Annotated in this window: 20 protein-coding genes; 7 read left to right on the top strand and 13 right to left on the bottom strand. The window is 39.6% G+C overall.

Annotation, left to right across the window (positions count from 1 at the left end; all coding sequences use genetic code 11):
- Positions 1–91: 91 nt before the first annotated feature.
- Both NPUN_RS03185 and NPUN_RS03190 read right to left on the bottom strand, forming a co-directional pair.
- On the bottom strand, positions 92–1,819 hold the full coding sequence (locus NPUN_RS03185; RefSeq protein WP_012407408.1) for an RluA family pseudouridine synthase: 1,728 nt from the start codon (positions 1,817–1,819) through the stop codon (positions 92–94).
- Between the two features lie 349 nt (positions 1,820–2,168).
- Complete coding sequence (locus NPUN_RS03190; protein WP_012407409.1) at positions 2,169–3,497, bottom strand: hypothetical protein; 1,329 nt, start codon at positions 3,495–3,497, stop codon at positions 2,169–2,171.
- Between the two features lie 206 nt (positions 3,498–3,703).
- Here NPUN_RS03190 and NPUN_RS03195 point away from each other — a divergent pair, with 206 nt between their 5' ends.
- On the top strand, positions 3,704–4,732 hold the full coding sequence (locus tag NPUN_RS03195) for an AAA family ATPase (protein ID WP_012407410.1): 1,029 nt from the start codon (positions 3,704–3,706) through the stop codon (positions 4,730–4,732).
- A gap of 65 nt (positions 4,733–4,797) precedes the next feature.
- Positions 4,798–5,385 carry a nicotinamide riboside transporter PnuC gene (gene pnuC, locus NPUN_RS03200; protein WP_012407411.1) on the top strand — a complete coding sequence of 196 codons (588 nt, stop codon included), beginning with the start codon at positions 4,798–4,800 and terminating at the stop codon, positions 5,383–5,385.
- A gap of 213 nt (positions 5,386–5,598) precedes the next feature.
- Here the strand turns inward: pnuC and fdhD are convergent, their stop codons facing one another.
- The gene (fdhD, locus tag NPUN_RS03205) at positions 5,599–6,438 is read right to left on the bottom strand and encodes a formate dehydrogenase accessory sulfurtransferase FdhD (RefSeq protein ID WP_012407412.1); all 840 of its coding nucleotides are present in this window, start codon (positions 6,436–6,438) and stop codon (positions 5,599–5,601) included.
- A gap of 226 nt (positions 6,439–6,664) precedes the next feature.
- Between fdhD and NPUN_RS03210 the strand changes: the two genes are divergently transcribed.
- Positions 6,665–7,765 (top strand): serine hydrolase domain-containing protein, encoded by a 1,101-nt coding sequence (locus NPUN_RS03210; protein WP_167315564.1) that lies wholly within the window; start codon positions 6,665–6,667, stop codon positions 7,763–7,765.
- A gap of 151 nt (positions 7,766–7,916) precedes the next feature.
- Here the strand turns inward: NPUN_RS03210 and NPUN_RS03215 are convergent, their stop codons facing one another.
- The 8 genes from NPUN_RS03215 to glmM all read right to left on the bottom strand — a co-directional run bounded on the left by NPUN_RS03215 (position 7,917) and on the right by glmM (position 17,419).
- Entirely contained in the window at positions 7,917–8,249 is a 333-nt protein-coding gene (locus NPUN_RS03215) for a hypothetical protein (RefSeq protein ID WP_012407414.1), read from the bottom strand.
- Positions 8,250–8,345: 96 nt separating this feature from the next.
- Positions 8,346–9,518, bottom strand: coding sequence for a hormogonium polysaccharide biosynthesis glycosyltransferase HpsP (gene hpsP / locus NPUN_RS03220; protein WP_012407415.1), 1,173 nt, complete (start codon positions 9,516–9,518; stop codon positions 8,346–8,348).
- 3 nt (positions 9,519–9,521) lie between these two features.
- On the bottom strand, positions 9,522–10,697 hold the full coding sequence (gene hpsO / locus NPUN_RS03225) for a hormogonium polysaccharide biosynthesis glycosyltransferase HpsO (protein WP_012407416.1): 1,176 nt from the start codon (positions 10,695–10,697) through the stop codon (positions 9,522–9,524).
- A 43-nt stretch (positions 10,698–10,740) separates the two neighbouring features.
- Positions 10,741–11,721: a hormogonium polysaccharide biosynthesis glycosyltransferase HpsN gene (hpsN, locus tag NPUN_RS03230; protein ID WP_012407417.1), complete on the bottom strand. Its 981-nt coding sequence runs from the start codon at positions 11,719–11,721 to the stop codon at positions 10,741–10,743.
- Positions 11,722–11,857: 136 nt separating this feature from the next.
- A complete protein-coding gene (locus tag NPUN_RS03235) occupies positions 11,858–12,871 on the bottom strand; it encodes a glycosyltransferase family 4 protein (RefSeq protein WP_234711040.1) in 1,014 nt (337 codons plus the stop codon).
- Between the two features lie 155 nt (positions 12,872–13,026).
- On the bottom strand, positions 13,027–14,682 hold the full coding sequence (hpsL, locus tag NPUN_RS03240) for a hormogonium polysaccharide biosynthesis protein HpsL (RefSeq protein WP_041565157.1): 1,656 nt from the start codon (positions 14,680–14,682) through the stop codon (positions 13,027–13,029).
- Positions 14,683–14,718: 36 nt separating this feature from the next.
- On the bottom strand, positions 14,719–15,486 hold the full coding sequence (locus tag NPUN_RS03245; protein WP_012407420.1) for a glycosyltransferase family A protein: 768 nt from the start codon (positions 15,484–15,486) through the stop codon (positions 14,719–14,721).
- A gap of 460 nt (positions 15,487–15,946) precedes the next feature.
- Complete coding sequence (glmM, locus tag NPUN_RS03250; protein WP_012407421.1) at positions 15,947–17,419, bottom strand: phosphoglucosamine mutase; 1,473 nt, start codon at positions 17,417–17,419, stop codon at positions 15,947–15,949.
- Positions 17,420–17,988: 569 nt separating this feature from the next.
- Between glmM and NPUN_RS03255 the strand changes: the two genes are divergently transcribed.
- Positions 17,989–18,705 carry a biliverdin-producing heme oxygenase gene (locus tag NPUN_RS03255; protein WP_012407422.1) on the top strand — a complete coding sequence of 239 codons (717 nt, stop codon included), beginning with the start codon at positions 17,989–17,991 and terminating at the stop codon, positions 18,703–18,705.
- Between the two features lie 270 nt (positions 18,706–18,975).
- Here the strand turns inward: NPUN_RS03255 and NPUN_RS03260 are convergent, their stop codons facing one another.
- A complete protein-coding gene (locus NPUN_RS03260; protein ID WP_012407423.1) occupies positions 18,976–21,063 on the bottom strand; it encodes a LysR family transcriptional regulator in 2,088 nt (695 codons plus the stop codon).
- A gap of 119 nt (positions 21,064–21,182) precedes the next feature.
- Entirely contained in the window at positions 21,183–22,187 is a 1,005-nt protein-coding gene (locus NPUN_RS03265) for an LLM class flavin-dependent oxidoreductase (RefSeq protein ID WP_012407424.1), read from the bottom strand.
- Between the two features lie 715 nt (positions 22,188–22,902).
- On the opposite strand from NPUN_RS03265, the gene sfnG reads away from it, so the two are divergent.
- The 3 genes from sfnG to NPUN_RS41520 all read left to right on the top strand — a co-directional run bounded on the left by sfnG (position 22,903) and on the right by NPUN_RS41520 (position 25,581).
- Complete coding sequence (sfnG, locus tag NPUN_RS03270) at positions 22,903–24,000, top strand: dimethylsulfone monooxygenase SfnG (RefSeq protein WP_012407425.1); 1,098 nt, start codon at positions 22,903–22,905, stop codon at positions 23,998–24,000.
- Positions 24,001–24,111: 111 nt separating this feature from the next.
- Complete coding sequence (locus tag NPUN_RS03275) at positions 24,112–25,320, top strand: SfnB family sulfur acquisition oxidoreductase (protein ID WP_012407426.1); 1,209 nt, start codon at positions 24,112–24,114, stop codon at positions 25,318–25,320.
- A 93-nt stretch (positions 25,321–25,413) separates the two neighbouring features.
- A complete protein-coding gene (locus NPUN_RS41520) occupies positions 25,414–25,581 on the top strand; it encodes a hypothetical protein (RefSeq protein WP_167315565.1) in 168 nt (55 codons plus the stop codon).
- The last annotated feature ends 66 nt before the right edge of the window (positions 25,582–25,647 follow it).

A 25,647-nucleotide genomic window follows, 5' to 3' on the forward strand; every position in this document is an offset into this window, starting at 1 on the left:
CTAGTATTACACTTGTGTACCCTTTAACTTAGCTTAGAGTATTTTTTTAGACGTGTGCCCAAAAATTAGTCATTGTCGATGAGATATTCTATCAAAAGAGTGTAATTGCTTTTAAATACAAGGTTTTTTTTAACTGTGGATGCTCAAAATCAAGTTCTCTCGCGTGCAGATATAAGCGACTGGTAACTGCATCGCATCCATAAAGGCGATCGCCTAAAATAGTTATCCCAAGTCCTCGCACATCAGCCGCATGAACCCTCAATTGATGGGTGCGTCCTGTTAGTGGCGTAAATTCTATGCGGGTGTAATCTTGTTCTCTCGATATTACTTGGAATTGTGTCAAGCTGGGTTTACCGTTTTGCCAATCAACTTTTTGATAAGGGCGATTTTCAGGATCTCCCCATAATGGCAAGTCAATTACACCTTTTTCAGCGATCGCAACACCTGAAAGTATGGCTTCATAAACCTTGTGAACTTGACGTTGCTGAAACTGCTGGCTAAGTTGCTTATGGGTTTGGCGATCGCGTGCTAACAACAAAATCCCAGAAGTTTCCTGATCTAGGCGATGCACAGATGCAAGCGCCATACCATCCGGTAAGAGATGACGTAAGCGGCTCAAAACACTATCTTGGCGATCGCGATAACGTCCAGGTACCGAAAGTAACCCAGGAGGTTTGTTTACCGCAATCAGCCATTCGTCTTCATAAATAATCGGTAAAGTGACCTCTTCCCTCTCTTCTCTAAGAGAGGCTTCTCTTTCAGAGACGCTAAGGCGAACGCCAACGAGACGCTGCGCGAACGCAGGGAAAGGGACCGGGGGGTTAGGTCTTAACCCTGAGAGCAAAAACCCCATCAATGGCTGACATCGTTCGATACACGCTCTATAAAATTCTCCCGGGATTTTATCCTGATTTACTGAAGACGCACCCCACCAAAACTCTGCCATTGCTAGCGGTTTTAAATTATGTGTTGCCGCATAATGCAGTAATTTTGGGGCACAACAGTCACCCGTGCCAGTAGGCGAACCTTCTGGCATCAATTGCTGTAATGATAGCGATCGCCCGGAAAAATTAGTCAGGCTGTAGCTAGCCTGCATCTGAACTTGTAATTGACGGGATAGGGCTTTACGCTGTTGTTTCAGTTCGCTAATTCGCGCATCCTTTGCTGCAATTAACTGCTGGAGAGGCTGTAATACTTCATTTTGCTGGCGTTTAAGTTGTCGTCGTTCAATTCCTTGCTGACGACTTTCTTCATCAAGTTGTTCAAGGGCGATCGCGAGTGCTTCTGGAGAGAGTGTATTGCAGATTTGTTGACGTTTTTCCTGTCGTTGGTGTTTGCAATGACGATGGCGATCGCTCATTGCTTGCAACTGTCGCTCAAATTCATTAGATAGGGTTTCATATTGCTGGCGTTCGGTTAGTTGCTTCAGGGTAAGGATTTCCTGTTTAATCGCGTCTAACTCAGCTAAAGTGCGGGCTTCCTCTAAAGCAACTTCGTCCCGTCCTGGAATTGGTGGAACCCAACCTGCAACCAAACTACAACCATTCAAAAGACCGGAAAAGGCTTTCAATACCCGTTGTTCGCCATTAGGCAGTTCAACCAACAGTATTCCATACATCTTACCTTCACGAGAATAACAGTCATTTTTGGTAAGTTGTTGTATTAGTCCATGAGCGATCGCTTCGGACATTGAGGTGCGGGGTAATCTTAAGCGCTCGCCACTTTGGAGACAACGCCCTTCGTACCAATAACTCGGAGATAAATCTCTGGCAGCAAAATCGCAGTCGATGAAATCTGAAAGTGCGTGCAGAACTACCATACAAAGTATGATTGCAAATTTAGCCGATCCTTATATTTTAAATTATTGCTTTCACTAAAATGTATTACGAGTCGTGATGCGTAAAGAGTAAGTGCAATCGCCCTAATTTGTCGTATTTAGTAGTTGTTATTCAGTAACACTTATTTGAGCGATCGCAGCTAAAAATCCAACCTTGAATGCAATACAGTTCAGTTAAGCATTTCTTTCTTCTCTTTCTTCTCTACGAGACCCTACGCGTAGCTTGCTTCCCTGTAAGGGTAGGCGGTTCGTTAAAAAAAATAACTTTGACAAAAAGTTTTAAGCTTAACTGAACCGTATTGACCTTTAATGCACCAAATGACTCGAGATTTTAGCTATTAGGAATCGATGAATCGCCCTCTGGTGGATTATCTTGTGCTGGTGGAAGCGGTTGATCGGATGAGTGTTCTTCTATGGTTGGGGATTCTGGCTCTTCTGTCATACCATGCTGCTCTTGCCCTCTAAGTCCAAGATATGTTGCAGCACTGATTCCTTGTAGTGTCAAAAGTGTTTCATCAAATTCTGGCATTGCCAGATTTTTAATGACCTCCCAAACAAAGAATAATCCAATCGCAACTGTCCAAATAAATGTTTGGAAGCGGTGAAAGTTAACTCCATTAATATCCGATAATATATCATAGAAAAAACCTTCCGAAATGCGTTGACTACCTTTTCTCTTTTTCTCATTACCCTGCCCATCAATTAAGGAAGTACCAAACGCAGTTATAGAATTGATTCCCAATAATATTAGTGATTGTTGAGTCAAAATATTAGTATAATCCCCTGTTATGCCATAAATAATCAGGTAAGAACCAAAAATTAGAAATGTCCAAAAAGCAAGTTGAGATATCGATAAACTGAACGGGTTTTTGTTTAGTTTTTTTCTACCAAGAAAAAATTGAGCAATTCTAGTTTTTCGATCTTCTTTTTCAAGTTCCGCCTTTTCTGGAATCAACAATTCTTGGCCACCAATCACCTCTTTTTTAGAGTAAACCCCTTCTATTCCAGGGCTACGAAGAGTGCTTCGGCAATACCTAATGAATATTAATACAACAGACAGCACTAGAATCAGACACAGCCAGAATCGCCAGGATAACAGAACTATTTTTAATTGAGGAGGTGATACAGGATTGCTCACCGGAATCGCCAGTTTTTTGGGACAGCCTACCCCCGCTATTACGTTAATACTGTATCTATTTGCCTGGCCAAGAAGCGTATTCCATGCAGCTTGAGACGAGTCGGTACGTTCAAGCCGAAAAGCTAACCAATTATCATCAACAATTTTTTGTTGATCTTTACCCGGAACCATAACGATGACTGGTTCTCCGTGAACATCCTCTAGTTCATAACCATCCAGGTACAACACTAATTGTCGAGGATCGAATGAATTGCTGGCATTGGCCGTTGTATTTTTGGTGGCTGCTGATAATCCTTCAACTCTTACCCTGATGCGATCGCCCATCTTAACTAGATTACGACCATTGTCGGCAATGACTTGTTGAGTTTTCAGACCAGGAGGCACTGAACATATCTGAGGCGATGCAAAATTTACAGAAGGACCATCTGAACTATTTTGAGCAATTGCTGCAAAGTTGATAGAAACAATCAACAGAAAGACCAACAGAAAAATAGCAGTAAATCTTTTAACATTTTTATACATCGCTCGGTATTCCACCAACAGTGATTACTATGTCGGTAGTGTAACCATACTTGAGTCATTCCGTATATTAAAAAATTTGTCTGAAAAATAATACCTCTGGCGCAGAAAGAGAGGCTACGCCTTTTCCTGATTGCTGTCATGCGGTTTGCAAGTTTTTAAACAGATATTAGTGTTATTCAAATATAAAGCTAAGGAAAGTCAAAATTATGGCTGGTACATGCGGACTCACGCTAGGTAAATACGCGCCTCTTCACAAAGGACATCAATTGGTGATTGAAACTGCTTTAGCAGAGATGGATGAAGTGCTTGTGATGATTTATGAGTGTCCAGAGGTGACTGCTATTCCTTTAACCGTTCGAGCTAACTGGCTGCGGAAAATTTATCCTCAAATCCTGGTGATTGAAGCTTGGGATGGGCCAACTGAGGTTGGGGACACTTCTGAGATTAAGAAAATGCACGAAGATTACATCCTGAAACAACTGGAATCAAAAAAAATTACCCACTTTTACTGTAGTGAATTTTACGGCGAACACGTAAGCCAGGCACTAGGAGCAGTTAATCGACTTGTGGATTGCGATCGCAAAACTTTTCCAATTTCAGGAACGCAAGTCAGAACAGACACTTACGCAATGCGGGAGTATTTACATCCTGATGTATACCGCGATCTAATCGCTAACATTGTTTTTCTAGGCGCTCCTTCAACTGGTAAAACCACCATTGCATCACAATTAGCTAAAGAGTACAACACTGTATGGATGCCGGAGTACGGGCGCGAGTATTGGGAAAAAAATCAAATCAACAGACGACTTTCGCTCTTGCAACTTGTGGAGATTGCCAAAGGGCATTTAGAACGTGAAGAAGCCTTATTATTGCAAGCAAACCAGTACTTATTTACAGATACTAATGCCTTGACAACGTATCAATTTTCGTTGTATTACCACAAAACTGTTGCCCCAGAGTTAGTACAACTTGCCCATCAAGCCATGTCGCGCTATGATTTAGTATTTCTTTGCGATCTAGATATACCTTACGATGATACTTGGGATCGCTCTGGAGAAGCAAACCGTAGCATATTTCAAAAACAAATTGAGAGCGATTTAATTGTGAGAAAAATTCCATTTTTTCGCTTGTCTGGCGACCTCATGACACGTATTAGTATTGTTAAAAAAGTCTTGTATTATTACCAGAAATATGCCAGCTTAGGAGAGCTTTTTTTTAATAAACTTATTTTGTAAAGTGCATCAATATGCTGGAATTTTGGAGCGTAAATACTATAGCCTTCAATCTGATAGGATATCCCATGAGCTACATAGAACTCTTGGGAACGGTTTTTTATCTATGGTCAATTTGGCTAATTTCTCAAAGAAAAATTCTAACTTGGCCTGTTGGGATAGTAAGTGTATTGCTATATATGGCACTTTTCTATCAAATTCGTTTGTATTCGGATTTTTTAGAACAAATCTACTATTTAGTTGTTAGTGTATATGGCTGGTGGCGATGGAGTACACCTGATTCTAGTAAAGTTTTGCAGATTCGATATAGTCCACCGCGTAAAATTGTTTTGATTGCGGCAATCACAGTAGCAATTTCGTTTGCAACAGGAGCTTTGATGAGTCAAATTCACCTGTTACTCCCTGCAATATTTCTAGAAAAAGCTTCTTTTCCTTATTTAGATGCACTCACAACAATTATGAGTTTTACTGCTATGTGGCTCATGGTGCAAAAAAGGATTGAAAGCTGGTATTACTGGATTATCGTTGATATTATTGGTATTTGGTTGTACTATGTAAAAGAAGTTAAATTTATTGCTTTTTTGTATGTAATTTTGCTATTGATAGCAATTAACGGTTCAATCTCTTGGCTAAAGACAGCTAAAATAGTGCATTAGATGTAGATTGGTTTGAGCAACGCGAAACCCAACATTGATCGGATCGGTTAAGGTAAGGGACGCGATTCATGATCGTCTCTACAAAATATTGATTATTGTAGAGACGATCATGAATCGCGTCTTTGTAATTTATAATTTTCATCAAAAAACCTCAACCCAACCTCCAAATTTTTTGCAACAATTTATCATCGCTATGCCATTACGAAAGTGTTCTTAAACAGCATTTATTCTTTGTAAACCAGTATAAATATTGAATCGTTCACCCCGCAGAAATCCAATTAGAGTGATCCCGAATTCCTTGGCTACAGATACCGCCAAACTACTGGGAGCAGAAACAGAACAAACAATGGGAACTCCAGCAGTTGTAGACTTTTGCAAAATTTCAAAACTAGAGCGTCCACTGACCAGGACAATACAATTATTTAAAGGTAACTCGTCACTGAGAAAAGCTGTACCAATCAATTTATCCAAAGCATTGTGTCGTCCAACATCCTCCCACAGGTTTAACAAATTACCTTGAGTATCAAAGATAGCCGCAGCGTGCAAACCTCCTGTAGCTCTGAAGATACCTTGAGCAGCCCGGAGCTTATCAGGTAGGCTGTATACGATCTCAGGTGTTACTGTCGGGCCAGAAGGAATCACTGGACATCCTCGCAGACGCAAAGCCTCAAGGCTAGCTTTACCACACACCCCACAGGCACTACTAGTATAAAAATGACGCTCCAAAGGCTGTAAATCTGGAATCAACCCATCCCGCAATTCTACATTTACAATATTATGGCGTTGCTCACCATCTACTAATTCATCAACGCAGTAGCTGATACGTCGGATATCTTCTCTGCGGCTAACGACTCCTTCACTGTAGAGGAAACCAGCTGCTAGTTCAAAATCTGCCCCTGGTGTCCGCATTGTTACAGCTACCGTCTTCTGGAAAGGAACAAGACGAATTTCTAAAGGTTCCTCAGTAGTGAGATGATCTAAACGAGGCCGTACTTGACCTTTTTCCACTACCCAAACAGTGGCTTTGGTTTTGCTTTTAGTTGGCATTGTCATATTTATGTAAGAGTTAGTAAATCGAAATTTTGATACTAATCTGGCAATAGAGTCATGCTATTTGTATATCAGATGTCTCTTTGATACTCACCAACTACTTTGCGCAGTCGATCTAAATCGGGTAGGTTTCTATTTAGGAAGTAAAATGAACCTAATATTTTTAGCTTTCAGAAAAATTTTATTTGCAATAGTCTTTGTGATTTCCCTTGGTTTTGCAGGATATCTAGTGAGTAATAACATTAGTCAAAGAGTAATTGAAAAATCTTTTGCTAAACAAGTCATATCTACCTCCACCGTTGGAAAAAGTTCTCAGCTACAGACACTTTTAAATGAGATAGTTGCAGAAGAAAAGATCCCTGGTGCAGTAATGTATGTTTCTACACCTAACGGTTATTGGGTGGGAGCATCTGGTGTCAATAACTTGTCAACTAAAACTCGGATAAAACCTACAGATGGCTTTTCCATTGCCAGTATGAGTAAAACTTTTATGTCCGTGGTTGTGCTGAAACTAGTGGAGCAAAGGAAGATCGAATTAGATCGCGCGATCGCAACCTACCTACCAAGAGACATCACGCCTCATATTGTCAACAGCGACAAAATTACAGTTCGTCAACTGCTCAACCACACCAGTGGCGTTGCTGAATACCTAGATACAAAAGAGTTTATTCAAGCTACTGCAAAAAGAAGCCGCTCACAGCCTTGGACAGCGAGAGAAGCTATTCAGTATATGTACCAAGAACAACCGCAGGCAAATCCTGGAGAAAAATTTATTTATACTGATTGCAACTACATTCTTTTAGAACTGATCGTTGAAAATCTAACTAGGGAAACTCTCGCACAAGCAATCCGCAGTCAGATTTTAAAACCATTAGGATTAAAACACACCTTCACAGAATTGCGCGAACCGACAATTGGAGAAGTAGCTACAGGTTATGGCGATCGCAATAAGGATGGTAAGCTAGATAGCTACGCCGAAGTCAATGATGGCAATGGTTTAGGAGATGGTGGATTGGTTTCAACAGCAGAGGATTTAGCCAAGTTTGCTAAAGCGTTATTTATCAAAAAAAGCTTACTTTCCTCGAAGATGATGAAAGAAATGCTGAAATTTAAAGATAATGGCAAAAGTTATAGTTATGGGTTAGGTATAGAACGCTTCTCATCTCCTTTGGAAACAGCAATTGGCCATAGTGGTATAGCTTATGGCTTCACAACATTGCTGGCATATCTCCCCAATCAAAATACCACTATAGTAGTGCTGCTAAACGATCAGGGTGTTGATATTAAATCAATAGCTAGGACAGGTTTAGAGGTCGTCAGTAATAAATAAGGCTACCCTTACCCTTACCCAAAATTTCAAGCATTTTCTCTTTGGCGTTAAATTCACGCACATTTAGATTGACTATTTCATTCTAAGATTTTCAGGGTGGATGGGAGTCATGGGCTGAGTCTCTTGGCAATGTAACTCTTGAGGTTTAATTTTAATTAAGTGCCTTGGCGATCGCAGTCCCAAGTTGATGCAATGTTTTCTCCCTGACAAAATCGGCGGCGGCCCGTGCCGACTCTGCCAAGATCGTATCGGTGTTGGGAGTCAATTTCAGCGCACTCCCTAAGTATCCCAATGCCCTGCAATAAGAATCGGCTAAATTAGTCGAAGCCAAACGCTTTACAGTCTGGTGATCGGAGCGACGAAACGCATCTAATGCCTGGGCGTGTAAATCTGAGTCAGGGTTTCCCAAAACCGTAATAATTGCATCAACAGCTTGATTTACTTGTTCTAGAGTTAATTCTTGGGTTTGTACTGTTTGCACCATTGTCCGCGCATCCCCTTTTCAAAACTTTCGACTGACTTATATTAGTATTTTTTAGTCTCAGTGGTGCGAAAAACTCTATATTCTTTCTTATTAAATTCATTTGTTTGCCAGAATTTTTTGGTAGGCTTGGATTGTTTGCCTTGCGATCGCATCCCAGCTAAAATTTTCCAAGGCATATTTTTGGGCGTTTAATCCCCGTCGTTGGCGTTCTGCGGGATTTTGCAAAGCTGCTTGTAGTAACTCTACCAGTGCTTGGACATCTGTTGCACCTACCCAACCCGACTCACTATCACGTATCTGTTGACAAATATGCACTTGGTCAGAAATGACTACAGGTACACCTGCAACCATCGCTTCAGCTACAGCAATCCCAAAATTTTCGTAGTAGGAAGGTAAGACAAATAAATCAGCAGCTTGTAGTAAACTAACTTTGAGTTCACCAGTAACAAAGCCAGTAATTGTAGTGTGCGATCGCAGTGGTGAATTTTGAATTTGGGATATTATCTTTTGTTCGTAATCTGGGTCTTGAGGATTTGTCCCAGCTAAGACAAAATGAAACTTATAACCAACTGCTAACAGTTTCTCTAGCGCCGGAATCAACAAGTTTAACCCTTTTTTCGGGTCAATTCGTGACATAAACAGCACCAAAGGCACATCCTTTGGTATTTCTAGCTGACTACATACATTTTTAAGAGAAGATTGACGGGGAATCACACCCAAGGGAATCACCAAATCTGGCGTAGACACTCCAAATCTTTCTGATATTTTAGCTTCTTGCTCGCTGGTAAAATGGATAGCTGCCGCACTAGCTAAATTTTGACGTTCTATAATTGCGACATAAAGCTGTTTTAATTGTTTTTTCTTGCGTAAATCAGCCGGATCGAGAGTACCCAAAGGACGGAAAATATAAGGTAGCTTTTGCTGACGACACACAATAGCAGCAGCGCTAATTATTGGGGAGAATAAAGCATGAATATGTGCTAAATCAAACTCGTGAGCATGACGTTTTAGCCATTTTAATAAATCTAGAGAAAATTTATAGCGACGAAAAGGCGCACAACGAAAGTAAATTATTTCATAGCCATCTTGTTTAATTGGACGATTTAAAGGAACATCCAGAGGTGTTTGACCATTATCGCCATTACTATCAGTTGTGAGAATTGTAACTTCTACTCCCTCTTTTACCAATGCTGGAGCTAGCCCTAGTACCATTTGACTGGGGCCGCCGTAAATTAGAGAAATTGAAGGGACAATTTGTAATATTTTCATTTTTTATTTGCTCATGACTAACTCTTGATAAAACTCAAATTGCTGTTTAGCCAAAGCTTTATTTGTATATTTAACCATTGCTTTTTGATAACCCATTTCACCGAGAGTATGAGCAAAATCTGGTTTATCCATTAATTGAACTAAGCAATTAGCAAGAGCTTGAACATCACCTTCAGGAAATACTAAACCAGCATCGCCAATGACATAGGGAATTTCCCCTGAATCAGAACCAATCACAGGAACTTGGCAAGCCATTGCTTCAATTAGCACATGACCAAATTGCTCTTTCCAGCCAACAGAAGTTAAGGTTTTAAACTTGTAAGTTGTTTCTGAAGGTAATACTAAAGTACTCATTAAATTGATATAGCTTGCAACCTCGTTATGAGGAACACTTTCGATCAAAATTAACCGTTCTTTGATATTGTTTTCTGCCGCGATTTTGAGTAATTCAGTTTGCAACTCTCCTCGCCCTAATAGCAGTAATTTCCAAGGTTTATTTTTCAATATAATTAAGGATTGTAAGAGCGTTAATAAACCCTTTTCTTGCACAAATCGCCCAACAAAACCTACCACAAAATCTTCTTTATGAATACCAAATTTAGCTGCTAGCTCTGGTTGAGCTTTGGGAGTAAATAAACTTTCATCTACACCCAGTTGCGGCATGACTTTAATTGCCCCTTTATATCCTCGTTGTCGCAAAACTTCTGCTCCATCTTGATTGCCAGAAATAATCCCGTGACTGTGATTGAGGTTATATTTTTCTAATAAAGCAACTGGCAACTTCAACTGATATGGTAAATTCCACCAGGTAAAAAATACATTTTTTGCCTTGAGTCTTAATAGCTGATTTAAGGCAATCATCTGAGTATAAGCTAGTCCCCTAGATCCTTGTTCGACTTGGATGATTTGGGGACGAAATTCTTTTAATAAAGATATCAAATCAGCTCCAAAAGTAAGGAGTCCCTGATGATTTTGACTAAAATTAGAAACTGGAACTATTCTAAATGTACCTTCATCACGGTATTCTGTTTCAATAATTCTGTTTTGTACACCGCCTGGTTTCCAACGTTTTGGGACTAAAACTGTCACTTCAACTCCCGATTCTAGTTGAGATAAAGCGCGTAATTTCTCACAGTTGAGGTCTACGATATAAGTATGACTAGCAACTAATATTTTCATTTAATTTATTAATTTTTATTCACCAATACCCCATGCCTAATAACTAAACTTGTTCATCCAATCGGCTGTAAATTTGACCATCGTTCCATAGTGATTGGATGACAGTACCCAAGGCTTTGAAAAAACCCAAAATGTAGAAAATAGCGCGAGTGGCAATTTTGATGGGGGAACCACTTTTATGGCAGGGTGGTCGTCCCAGAACGTGACAGTCAAATAAACGACCGTATAGGCGTAAAGCTTGAGTCGCAGTCAGGTTTTTCAGTCCTAGCAGGAAATGGTTGTGATAAAAGGTGAGTTGATATTTTAGCGATCGCATACTAATATCATGACAACCCCCTGTTTCTTCGCCTAAATGCACCAAATGGGCTTCTGGGTCGTACCAAATTTTATATCCGGTTTGTCGCACCCGCAAACAAAAATCTGACTCTTCGCGCACTGCACTACCGCGAAACCTCTCATCAAACCTCAATCCATACTTAGTAAAAATTTCGCGGCGAAATGACATATTACAACCCCTCGCTGTCAACACTTGCTGAGGTTTGGTGGTATGTACTAAATCAATATGATACCAAGCAATTCCTGGGTCCATAGCTTCGGGAGGCAGATATTCAATCTGCAAATCTCCTCCAGAATCACCTAATTTCATTCTGTCAAACACCCGTCCGGCGACAGCCCCCACTTCTGGATTTTCCAAATAATTTTTCGCATGGGCTGCTAACAATTCTGGGGTTAGCTGAACATCATCATCAATAAATAATATTATTTCACCAGAAGACCGCCGCACAGCATAATTTCGCGCTCCTGGTAAACTTGCCCAATCTAATCGCAACCATTTAATTTTACCTACATCTGCCATCTCTTCTAGGTAGGCTTGAATTTCTGGCTGGTGCGTTGGGGTTTGGTCTATTACTAAAACTTCAAAATTGGGATAATCCTGTTTTAGGACATCTACAATGCTATCTCGTAGCGCTTCCTCTCTACCATAAGTCGGGATAACTACAGAAATTAAAGGATAATTATCCATGATTTTTATTAAGTGATTTTTCTATTTTGATAATAACCTGATAAAAATTAATTTTCATTAACTTTACTAAGCTACTATTGCCTTAATTTACAGTCAGTCAAGAACCGAAGAACTAATTAAGATTACTTTTAATTCTTTATACTCCTGCCGCAGCCGCATAGAGATTATCAAATAACTCATTTTGCTTTTCGGAGTTATGTACAAGTTGCGCTTGATCTAATGCTCCTGCACTTAAAAATTCGTAATGTTCTCGTTTATCACTTCTATCAAGAAATTGCATGATTTGTTGCAATGCTTGTTCTGCTAAATAGTCATAAGTGCTATCGACAATTTCCCAATATTCATCAGTTTTAGTTTTCTCTCCATGTAGCCAATTGCTCCAGTGCCTAATTTCATTAATTGGTAACTCTAAAATATAACCATTTTCACCATTACGAACAAACTCTGGTAAGGCGCAAACATTTGTCGTAATTACAGGAGTTGCAACAGAAAAACCTTCAATGATACTATAACCATAAGTATCATGTAATGTTGCCATTAATTGAAAATGGCTTTGCGATAATAGCTCAATAACTTTGTCATTAGGAATATTTCTATGGAAGACAACGTTACTTAATTTCAGTAACTTTAAATCCTCTACATATTTACTGCGATCTGGGAAATCAGTTGGAACTCCTGAACCATGTTCCAGTCCAGATATTATATGTACAGTAATGGGCAAACCTAGTTTTTCAGCTTTCTGGGCTAGTCTTAAAGCAACAACCCCACCTTTACGGGCAATGTGATTTCCGATAAATACAAGCTGGAGATTTTGCTGTTCCTGATAAATTTTCGATTGTTTAACTTTGATTGGAAAGTTGGGATGAATAACATCCACTTTCTTACTTACTTTTTCTTCTATTTTCCAACCTTCTATCCGCTTGATTAATCTCAACTTGGCATAATCAGAAATTGCAATAATTTTTTTACAATTGTCTAGTGCTAATCGATGATTTAATAATTCATAAATTGCTGCTTCAACTTTATTTTGAGGATTTCTATATAAGACACGATGATCCTCAAAGGTGAGAAACCAAGGTTTATTAGTATATAAAATTCTGTTGAAAGAATGAATTGCTTGGTATCTTTGCCATACAGGTTGCCAAGCCATAAAACTGGCTAAAGGATACCAAATTTTTTCTATAGGATATCTGCCTGCGGGGAAAGGCTTGGGGTAGATGAGTGTATGCCGAGAATTTCGAGGTAAGTTGGGAATGCTGAGGTGTTTTTGACCTCCTATGATAACTTTTGCCATTTTTATTTCATTTAAATTGTTTTTAGACGTTTTCTCTTGTTTTTTTGCTCAGGGTTGGCATCTTCCTTATCTTGTTTCTCTAATTCTGGCAGTTTAAAAAGAACTCCCGCAAAAAACCAATAATAGACAGCAACCGGGTCAACATCTAGAGGATAGTAGTAGGTGTTGTAGCTAATAAACAATATAAACACCCATAAAGCTGCTCCGTAACTGCGGAAATTACGGTTCTTTATGGAGCGATAGGTTTTAAAGCCCATAATTGTTAAACTTGTTACCAAACCCAAAAAAGCTAGTACTCCAATAATTCCAACTTCAAAAAGGACTTTGGGGTAGTAGGTTTCTACCAGTTTAGTTTTACCCATTGCGCGGGCAGAGTTAGTTGCTCGACCTAAGCCACTTCCTAAAGGCCCATCTACATTTTTCCAATTCTCTTCAAATTGCTGGACGATAAAATCTTGAGGTGGTGAAGCCTCCCACCGACCCGTAAAACTCTCGGTTCTCTCCTGGACGACGGTAGGGTTAGTTACCATCACAATTCCTAAAACTATAGCCAGTCCTATACCTATGGGGATAAATCGTTTAAGGTTGCCAATTTGACCAGTCAGCAATAGCAAAATCCCGAAACAGATTGGTACTAAGGCTAAGGCGATTCTTTGTCCAGAAATTACAGCATTGATAAAGACTGTTACTAAAGAACCTAAACCGACTAGCCGCCAAATTATAGAGGGATCGGTGAAGCCGGTGGCAAAGGTAAAAAAGGTGCTGGAAATTAAGAACCACGCCCATTGCCAAGGGGCTACAAATGTTCCTGGCAGACGAATTACTCCCTCTTCTGGACTATATAAAAGCGCTCCACCAAAATAACACCGGGCTTCTAGTGATGTGACAAATAGGGCATTTCCTTCAAGACCTCTAGTGCCTTGACATACACCAGTTAGTAGTAAGAGGTATTGGATACATCCCAACACACAACATATCAGTATGAGAACAATTTGGAGGCGCGATAAAAAGAGAAAATCCCGCTTATCCCGAATTAGATAGTAAGCACAACCAATCAGAGGGACATAACCTAAAAATACTTTTAGCCCCAAAATTCCCATACCTAAAGGTATTTCTTTCTCTGCTTTTTCTAATAGTCCGACGCTAGGCGGGTTAAACTGCTGTCCACCATTGACAAACAATAGTGTTAGTACACTGCAACCCAAGACAATATAAAGCGGAATTTTAATGCCTTGGGGAATAATTAAAGGTAATCCCTGCTTACGACAAGTTTGCCAAAGTCCAATTAGCGCTGGAACATAAAAGGCATCTTTAGCTAATTGGAGTATGGGACTACTGCCTAAATAGTAGGTGATGGTACCCCCAACAGGTACGTAAATGATGAAGGCATATAGCGCTTGGCGCGGGTATTTGTAAGAAAGGGATATGATGATTATCCCTAAAACACCGGGGACTGCTGCTTTAATTCCACCTACGAAAAAAAGCACAACGCCAACGAATAAACCGCCAAAAGTGGCGGTGGTGAGTAAACTAATGAGTTCTTTACGTGCTAGGGCTGCTTTGCGTTTTTGGGCTAACTGTTCTTTGAGACTAAGAGTAGAAGTTTCCTTAGAAGTCTGCTTTTTCGATTTTTTAGATGTCTTGGATTTTGACTTTATTTTCGGCATAGTAGCGCTGTAGCCTATCAGCATCAAGGTAATACATTATACTTGACAAATATTTTGGGATTGCTGTAAGTTGTACAATCCAAATTCGTCCTTAACTGATTGATTTAATAATTTGCGATTAAAAATGTTAAATTTCAATCTTTTTGAATTATCAAAAAGGTTTTCTCCTGTGTCCAGGATATAAACTGCTCCTGGAAATGGTAATGATTTAATAGCTTTTCCTTTATTCTCTAAAATATCCCTAACTTTGCCATGATCTATATAATATCTATAGTATCCGTAGCCACGATTATACTCTGCGCTTTCGGGCAAATAGTTCAGATCGTAGCGAATAATGTTACAACTACCGCACATTTTATAAAAATTCCTTCTTTTAATATATACATATTTACTACCTTCCTGATATTTATAACCTTTGTTAATAACCCATCCATCCGAATCAGGATGTTGTTGAATAAATTGGGCTAATTTTTTGCTGACGCAATCATCAGCATCAATTGCCATAGTGTGAGTAGGAGAAAATTGTTGAGCATAAATCAATCCTTTCAGGATTTTACGCCCTTTATCTGTGTCTCCTTTCGCTACAGGGTTAGTCTCGTTGGGAGGAGAAAAATCAACTGTAAGGTATGTAATATGAGAATGGGTGAATTCTATTTTTGGCTTTTCGTGACAAACAACAATAACGTGAAAGTTAGGTGAGGTTTGATTGCAAACTGATTTAATGCATCTTTCAAATAATTGGGTAACACGTTCCCAGGAATTGGAAACTTTTGCACTTTTAAGTGGGATAACAAAAACAAGCATGATATTATCCTTAGATCAAGTTTAGGAATCTGCTTTGAGTTTTAAAGTTAAATTGCTTAAGAGGCAATAGTAAAAGAAGCATTTTTGAGTATTGCTGAGTTGGTTCAAAAATCAAATATAAGTTTTATAGCAAAGAATCTCGAAGTAATTGAAGAAGAATTCAGAAGTCAGAATTCAGGAGTCAGAATCAAGACGCTCGATGACTCGCTAACGCTGCGCTATCCGCTTTTTCGTTCAGAATTCATTCTGAATTTTGACTCCTGACTCCTGAATTCTGTTCGATAATAACACGTTCAGACTGATGTGATGAGGTGATGAGTTTTTTGATAATTAATTAAGCGGACATTATATAACAATACAAATACAAATGTCACAGCTTCTACAGATAACCAAGGCTGGTTAATTTGTAGAAGCTGTGACGGAAAATTGGCGTTTGTTAAAAGCTGAGATAATAGCTAACTTAGTCCATCAGGTGTTGCTGGACTTTTGAAACTAATTCATTTGTCCAGTAGTTGGTAAGTTCGGCATTGGCGGCTTCTACCATAACTCTGATTACTGGTTCTGTACCAGAGGCGCGAACCAAGATTCTACCAGAATCACCCATTGCCGCTTCAGCAAGGGCGATCGCTTGTTGCACCGGTTCGCAATCTTGCCACCCCAAACGGCGATCGCGGTCTGTAACTCGCACGTTCCGCAATATTTGCGGATATGTCTGGAAGCTTTGATCTACTAATTCTGCTAGAGAAACACCCGCTTCTTTCACCAAAGCTGCCATATGCAAGGCTGTTAATAAGCCATCTCCAGTTACAGCATAATGACGGCAAAGAATATGACCTGATTGTTCGCCGCCTAACATTCCCCCAGTTCGCTGCATTTCGGCTTGTACGTATTGATCGCCGACGGCGGTACGAATTAATTTACCACCAATTTGTTGCCAAGCTTTTTCAAAGCCCAAGTTGGCCATGACTGTAGATACAATCAGGTTGTCTGGTAGTTGTTGGTTTTTTTGTAAATGCCGTCCCCACAGGTAGAGAATGTAATCGCCGTTCACTTGCCTGCCAGTATTGTCTACTGCTAAGACGCGATCGGCATCGCCATCGAAGGCAAAGCCGATGTCGGCGTTGTGTTCTTGGACTGTAGCGGCAAGAATATCTAAATGAGTGGAACCGCAGTTAACATTAATGCGATCACCATCTGCTTCGTTATGCAAGCAGATTACCTCTGCCCCCATTTCTGTAAATACTGACGGTGCTAATCCGACTGCTGCACCCCACGCCAAGTCTAAAACAATCTTCATTCCCTGAAGATTGAGGGTACTGTTTAAGGGTTTTTTTAACGCGTCGCCATAATGCCCCACTAACTCAAAACGTGAGTAATGCCGTCCGCAATTGCTAACTTTAGCAATAGGTGATATTTTCCCACGCAGTCCCGCTTCTATTTCTGCCTGTAATATTTGCGGTAGCTTTCCACCATTTGCACCAAAAACCTTAATTCCATTATCCTCTGGAGGATTGTGGCTGGCAGAAATCATCACTCCACCGATCGCATCACTGATGCTGGTGAGATAGGCAATGCAAGGAGTGGGACATAATCCCAAATACCAAACTTCTAATCCTGCTGCTGTTAACCCTGCACTCAAAGCCATTGCTAGCATATCGCTGGAGTTTCTAGAGTCCTGTCCGAGAATGACTGGTCCTATTTGAGTAGCATGGTTACGTAAAACAATCCCCGTCCAAAAACCAACTTGTAATGCTAAGGGCGCACTCAGCAATTCTCCGACTCGCCCGCGAATCCCATCGGTACCAAATAAAGGATTTGCCGGTAGTGGGATTAAATTCAGTCCAAAACTGCTTTCGATCCCTTTACCCAATCCTTCAGCTTCGGAAGGAGAATCTCCAGGAATGCCTGGTATCCGAGTTATAGATGAAACCATATATTTAAACACTCCACACAATCACACTGAAAAATAGCACTTAAGACTTTATTCAGCAATTTTGACATGCTTTTTCTCTTTAGAAATTCATTCTAAATTCAGCCATTTTTACGTAATTATACTGAATTGCAGGCTTTAAAATTGTAAATATTTCATGAAGCCAGTATTGGTTTTTACATTATTAGTAAAGTCTCCACATTTTAGCTAATTATTCCCTTTATGCCATGCACTTTAGTCTTGATTTTTATCTATATTTAGTTCACATTTTGCAATGCTACTAACAAGAAATAGAATGTAAGGAATATTACCTAGATTTCATTATGAATATTTTTAGGAAAACTAAGAAGGAAAGCAAAAGTTAGCTTATAACAACAGAAAATCAAAACACCGGAATGTAAAGTTATATTACGTAGTTTTATTGCTGTGTAAAAAACTACAAAATTATTGCAGCTTAAAAAATTTTAATATAAATTCTCATCAAATAGTTTTAAGGTAACGTTTTAATGGCTTTTTTAGCCGTTAGTGAATTAAAACTCCGGCAGTTAACTTTTTAAAGTTGAGAATTTAGCATGAGCAGCAATTTAGCAACCAAATTACGTGTAGGCACTAAGAAAGCCCACACAATGGCAGAAAATGTAGGTTTTGTCAAGTGCTTTTTAAAAGGAGTAGTCGAAAAAAACTCTTACCGGAAACTAGTTGCTAACTTCTACTTCGTCTACTCAGCGATGGAAGAAGAAATGGAAAAGCATCGCCAGCACCCAATTCTTTCTAAAATCAACTTTCCCCAGCTAAACCGCAAGTATACCTTAGAGCAAGACCTGAGTTATTACTTTGGTGCTAACTGGAAAGAGCAAATCAAACTATCTTCCGCAGGTGAAGCTTATGTAAAGCGCATCCGAGAAATCTCTGCCACAGAACCAGAACTGTTAATCGCTCATTCATATACTCGTTACTTGGGCGACTTATCTGGGGGACAAATTCTCAAAAACATTGCTGTAACGGCGATGAATTTGTCTGATGGGCAAGGAACAGCTTTTTATGAGTTTCCAGAAATTCCTGATGAGAAGGGATTTAAAGCGAAATATCGCCAAATTCTGGATGAATTACCCCTTGACGATGCGGCAACCGATCGCATTGTTGAGGAAGCAAACGCCGCTTTTGGCACGAACATGAAGATGTTCCAAGAATTGGAAGGCAATTTGATTAAAGCGATCGGTGTAATGGTGTTCAACAGCCTCACACGGCGACGGACACGCGGCAGTACTGAACTCGTCACTGCTGAGTAACGGTATTGACATTGCGGAGTATGGTGTGTGGATTCTAAGTCCAGATAGCCTGATGCAAGATAATTTACAGGTATTTCTGGAATAAGAGCGATTAACGCTCAAATATTTAGGGGCAATAGCCCTGTGACTGTTTTCTATTTGTGAAAGCAAGCATGGGGAGATTGCCCCTCAATTATGATTAAAAGAGTTAGGAGTCATTCGATTTTAGATTTAGGATTTAAGGTTTTCTTTTAATCCCCAATTCAAAATTAGGTAATTTCTGGGCGATCTTCATCCTAAACTGGATATTGCTGTGCGATCGCTATCTTCATCTTGTAGCGGTAAATCATATTTATTATAGAGAACTTTTATATGTCGGCTAAATTGCTCCTCTACAAAATAGCTGCTAGAAAATTCACTTGCAAAAGAAACTTGGTGAAAGTGATAATCTAGATTTAGTAGATTGTAGACAAGTCTTAAAAAATAATCATCGATCCAGAAATCTACATCAAATAGTGAAATACCATATTTCCCTTCCAACCTACGATTTAAAGTTTTTAGTAACCAAGACCATTGAGGTTTGAGGGTGGGATCGATACGGTTCCCAAATACAGGATTAAAAAACTGATTTACTTGAGTTGTTCTCACATCAATCACTTTAGTTAGTAAATCTGCTGCTTTGATTGGAGATGAATTAAACCAATAGTTAGCAACTACTAAATCATGTAAATAAGCAACTACAATTTTAGGGTTTTCTTTAATGAACTGCGATCGACAAACAATTCCTCTGATTGATGGAATTCTTAAACTACTTGTTTGAGATAAAGGCAGCTTTCTCACAAAAGCGTAAGCTTCTAGAATTGAGGCGAAAGTGTAACAGCATACGTAAGCATCTATAGTTTTGTTTGCCAAACTCTTACTTGCTTTACGAGGATCTTCATTCACTAATCTACAATCTTTACTGACATCCATATTATAGAGGTCAAAAAGAGTGATGATGAACCTATGAGCATTGGAACCAAATAAGGTAGAAATTCGTTTACCTTTGAGATCCTGAACAGTATTTATAGAAGAATCTTTATGCAAAACAATATTTATATCTTGACCTAAAAGATTATATGAAGCAATCCCAATTAATTTAGAACCAAAACTAAAATCATCAAAGAATTGACTACCATTATTCAAGAGATAAATATCATCTAAAATACAAATATCTAGCTCTCCCCGCTTTATGTGTCGGTTCATTTGTTCGCCAGAGTCAAAAGGTAGAATTTGTAACTCGAAATTTCGAGTAATTTCAATATTTTTGAAAATAGCCTGTTCAAATGATGAAGATGCTCTCTGTAAATCAGAAATATACTTAGTCCCATACCCAGCAATAAACTGTCCTATAGAATCTCTCTGAATACCTATCCTCAGAATTTTTTCCTTTTTAGGAGAATACCTATTTAAAATTAAGTTTATATTAGTCAAGCTTTCCAAATTGTCTCGATCGAGTCTAAAGCTTCTCACCAAACCCTCTGCGGATATTAACAACTCACTAAAGCGAGGAACATGCAGATAAATACCATATTCATTAACATCTTGAATAGTCAGAGTAAAAACTTGGTATTGAGCTATTATCTCAGCTTGGCAAAAGTCAGGTAAAATCGTTATTTTTTGGTTTTTTGAGGCATAATTTAGTACATCTTTATAACTGTTTAGCACGTGTACGCCGCTTAATTGGTTTCTCAAAAATACATTTTTAGATAGTTCTTGATAAACCTCGTCTAAAAGCACAAGATCAGCCAGATTAATATCATTTATGTTAACTAAGCTATGCTCATTCAAATATTTATTTGCTCCAAAGACAAACAACAGCATTTTATGAGTTTTTAATCTAGTGCAGTGGTGTTCTTCTTTATATCCAGAGCAAGTGTTGAGTAGTAGCTCCATTTCTCTGAGGTGAGAATTGGAAAAAAATCTGCTATCTTTAACCGCAATTTTTTTGAGATTTCTGTCTGGAAAACAAAGCTGAAATCGCTGCAAATATTGTTTTAGCCAGACTTCTAAAATTAAACTAGTAGCCCCCAATATTAAATCTTCACCTTCAGCGCTAAATGTTGCCTGAAATTCTTCTTGCAGATTTTCTACAGTTTCTACAACATTAAATGTCTGGGAAATCAATTTCTTGCCTTTATTAGTCAAGCATATAGAGCCGGGAGAGCGATTTAACAGAATTACTCCGAAATAATCCTCTATCTGTTTGACTTTTTTACTAATTAATGATTGACTATAACCTAGTTTTTGTGCTGCTTTAGAGAAGCTACCACAGTCATCTACTGCTTTTAAAATTTTGATGTGGTTTAGGGTAATATCTTCGAGTTTAATTTTATTCATGCTAGGTAGGGCAAGATTTTAAAATAATTCGTAATTAAATTTTGTAACGGGGATATTAATTAGGCATCAAAACTTGCTGCCTTGGGAGGCAGGGGAATTAAACCCCCAAACTCTTTTAATTACAAGGGAATTAAGATATTCTGCTGTGTATATTTTGATATTACTAATTCGTGGAAGCGAATAGTATCTTCCAACATAGATTCAAATTTGAGTACTATTAAGTCAACGCCAACAGCTTCGTATTCTTTCAGGCGGTTAAGAATAGTATAGCGATCGCCAACGAGTTGAGCAGATAAACCAAGGTTAGCTTCAATGGTTTGCTTGATATCGAGTTTGTTATGGGCAACGACATTAGGATCGATTTGTTCTTGAAAGTACTTGATTTGCTGCTGATTGGCAGAACGATAAATCGCTTCTAATCTGGCTTCGGCTTGGGAAGTATGTTCACGAACGATCGCAAATGCACTCATTGCTACTTTAATCTGACGGCCGTAGCGATCGCTAGCTAATCTTTTCACTTTCTGCACCAATGCTGCCGTTTTTTCAGGTTCATCAGCATTGATAAATAGATAATCTCCCTGACGAGCCGCTAAGTCAATCGCCCTGTCTGATTCGCCGGCAATGAAAATAGGTGGTGTTGGTGTAGGCTTATCTGTGAGGATACCACCCGCAATATTGTAGTATTTGCCAACATAATTAAAGTCTTCAACTGTCCACAGCCCCTTAATTACATCAATGTACTCTTCTAATCGCGCGTAGCGATCGCTGTGAGGTAGCCAGACATCTCCATAGCTTTCTACTTCTAATTTCCACCAACCTGCAATACCACTCAGAGCAAATCTGCCGTTACTAAGTTGATTTTGAATGTTTGCACTCAGCTTCGCAATAACCGCAGGCAATTTAAAACCAGGTTGTACAGCCGCAACAATCTTGATATTCTTGGTGTTCAAACTTGCTAAAGCTGCTGTAATCCAAGCATCAGCGACATTATAGTTAGGGCCATGAACTGCATTTAAGTAATGTTCAGGAATGTAATAAAAGTCATAACCTAACTCGTCTGCCTGAACTGCCAGTTTCACCAAATCTTGAGTGGATAAATTAGCTTCATGGTTGACAACCCGCAATCATCCACCACAGACCGGCGACCAAATTCCAAACTGAAGTGTCATAAATCTTTTTCCTGTGCCTTTTTTTACGAGATATCTATTTAACTACGGTATCTATATCTTTTTGCCGTGGTTTAGTAGTTCACACTACCACATTTATTTCTGCTGTGCATAGTTGCAGATGACACATGTAAATCACTTGCTTATCACGTTCTGGAATAGTATCAAAACTTTAGTCAAATATTGATTTCTGGTTGTTCTGACTGAATCTGACTGAATCAGGATGATAGCCAGCAAATATAAAATAATAATTAAATACACAGCCAAATTGAGCAGTATTCCATTTTGGAACATGGAAATGGAATTTAAGTATATCAAGTCACGACATCGGAAAAATTCTCGTGATAAAGTCTGATTCATTAAAAACTACGGTAGTTCAGTCGGCTTATAGTATATTGCGACCATAAGAACCTGAAATTGTCTACTTGTAAACTCAGAGTAGTTTACAGCCGCTCTCAAGCTTTCAATTTTGATCAAAATTTTGCCCTATCATTCTCGTTCGGATGCAATAACTTTAACCTCTCTCCTAAAAGCAGAGAAGCTTTGAATCTTACTCCCCAACGCTAGCAGGAAAGGGGCTGCTCTTGTTGTATGTATTCCAAATATTTCCTCCTGCCTCCTGGCTCCTGCCTCCTTTTACTAACCAAGCAGTTTCAATTACAAACACACAATTATGGTAGATATTAAGTTCGCATACTGGATTCCCAACGTTAGCGGTGGGTTAGTTGTTAGTAAAATTCCCCAACGAACAGATTGGACTTATGAATATAACGCTAAACTAGCTCAGACTGCTGAAGAAGTTGGATTTGAATATGCACTAGCACAAGCCAGATTTATCGCCAGCTATGGCGCTGAATATCAGTTAGAGGCATTAACAACCGTATCAGCCTTGGCTCCAGTTACCAAGAAATTAAAGCTAATTGCAGCAGTTCACCCTGGATTGTGGCATCCGGGAGTAGTGGCTAAAATCGGCTCTAGCATTGATTTTCTCTCTAACGGACGGTTCGCTCTGAATGTAGTTAGCGGCTGGTTCAAAGATGAATTCACTATATATGGTGAACATTGGTTAGATCATGACGAATGCTATCGTCGTTCAGAAGAATTTATCCGCGTTCTCAAAGGTTTGTGGACTGAGGATGAGTTTCACTTTAAAGGCGATTTTTACCGCATTAACGGCGGTTGGGTGAAGCCTAAACCAGTTAATCAGAATCCACACCCGGAGATATTCCAAGGTGGTAATTCCAAAGCTGCGCGGCGCATGGCTGGTCGTGTCTCTGATTGGTATTTTATGAATGGCAACACCATAGAAGGGGTGCGAGAGCAGATTGAAGAAGTGTCTGCATTAGCGCGTCAAGCAGGACGCAAAATTAAGTTTGGTCTGAATTCCTTTATCATCGTGCGAGATACAGAAGCAGAAGCCCATGAAGTATTGCGCGATATTATTGCCCAAGCCGATGTAGAGGCGGTGAAAGGATTTGGTGAAGCAGTGAAACAAGCCGGATCTTCTACTCGTGAACGTCAGGGAATGTGGGCGAATTCCAATTTTGAAGACTTGGTGCAATATAACGATGGGTTCCGTTCAGGCTTGATTGGCACTGCCGAGCAGGTGGCTGAAAAGATTCGCCAGTTTCATGAAGCGGGAGTTGATTTAATTCTCGGTGGCTTCTTACACTACACAGATGATTTACCTGCATTTGGTAAGACAGTAATTCCGATTGTGCGCGAACTTAAAGCTACTCGTCGGACAGCTGATGAGTTAGTTGGAGTATAGATCATACGGTTCGGTTTAAGGGCAAGATGTCCATCCCTCAAATGGGTATTTCGCGTTGTCTCATAGGAGTGGCGATTATGAGTCACTCAATCACAATCAAGGAGTTTTACCATGACATCAGTAATTAATACTGGTCAGAAGGCGCATATTATTCGAGATGACAAAGAAGCGATCGCGATCGCTCACGAATTAGCAGCTGAGTTTGCCAAGGGAGACTCAGAACGCGACCAAAATCGGCGTTTACCTGCTGAGGAAGTAGAAAAGTTCTCCCAGAGTGGATTGTGGGGAATTACGGTTCCTCAAGAGTATGGTGGGGCTTTTGTATCAAATGCAACCCTAGCAGAAGTAATTAAAATCATCTCCGAAGCTGATTCTAGCCTCGGTCAAATTCCCCAAAACCACCTTTATATGGTGGAAGCAGTTCGGTTGGATGGCACTGATGAGCAGAAAAAGTTCTTCTTTGATTTGGTTCTACAAGGTAAACGCTTTGGTAACGCTTTCTCGGAAGTAGGTACTAAGTCTGTTAATGATGTGCAGACAAAGTTACAACCAGATGGATCTGACTTCGTACTTAATGGACGTAAATACTACTCTGCTGGGGCATTGCTAGCACATTGGGTTCCTGTCATTGCCAGTAATCCAGATGGTAAAACAGTGGTGGCATTTGTCGAAAGAGATGCCGAAGGATTAACCCTACTCGATGACTGGACGAGCTTTGGACAGCGTACCACCGCTAGCGGCACTACCATTATTGAAAATGTGAAAGTTAAGGCAGAACACGTGATTCCGCACTACTTAGCTTTTGAACGGGCGACACCAATGGGTGCGATCGCGCAAATCATCCAAGCCGCCGTAGATGTGGAAATTGCCAAAGCCGCAGTCCGTGACACCATTCACTTTGTGCGTAAATATACTCGCCCTTGGGTTGACAGCAATTTAGAAAAAGGTTACGAAGACCCCCTGACACTGTACAACTTAGGCAATGTCCAAATTCAGGTTCACGCTTCTGAAGCATTGCTGCGTCGTGCAGGTGAATTTCTTGACATCGCCAACGAGTCAGGTTTAGAAGAACTCAAGGTAGTTGAAGCATCGATCGCAGTTGCTGAAGCCAAAGCCTTAGCCACCGAAGCAGCATTACTAGCTACCAACAAATTGTTTGAACTAGCAGGTACTAAGTCCACATTGGAGGAATTCAACTACAATCGCCACTGGCGAAATGCCCGCGCTCACACACTCCACGATCCCGTGCGTTGGAAGTACTACGCTGTTGGTAACTACTTTCTCAATGGTGTCTATCCCCCGCGCCATCCTTGGTTGTAATTGCCGCATTCTCTACTGGGGTGAAGCTTTCAGAATTAACATTTACCAGAATGCTTTACCCCTAATAAATCCAACATTCTTTAAGTTGATACGATGAGCGTTGCAAACCCAACCCAGAGGCGGAGCATTTGGAAAAGCCAGCCATTTAAAGGACTGCTTTTCATTGCTATAATTGCTGTCATTAGCTATATTTTTGAACTCATCTTTGGTCAAGTTATTCAACTGAATGTGGGAACAAAGTTGACTTACATCATGATGTAAAACTATTTTAAATTCAAAGTTTTCCAGTTAAATTTATAGTTACTTCTCACAAGAAAGTTATAGGAG

The sequence above is a fragment of the Nostoc punctiforme PCC 73102 genome (genome assembly GCF_000020025.1).
In the GTDB taxonomy this organism is placed as follows: domain Bacteria; phylum Cyanobacteriota; class Cyanobacteriia; order Cyanobacteriales; family Nostocaceae; genus Nostoc; species Nostoc punctiforme.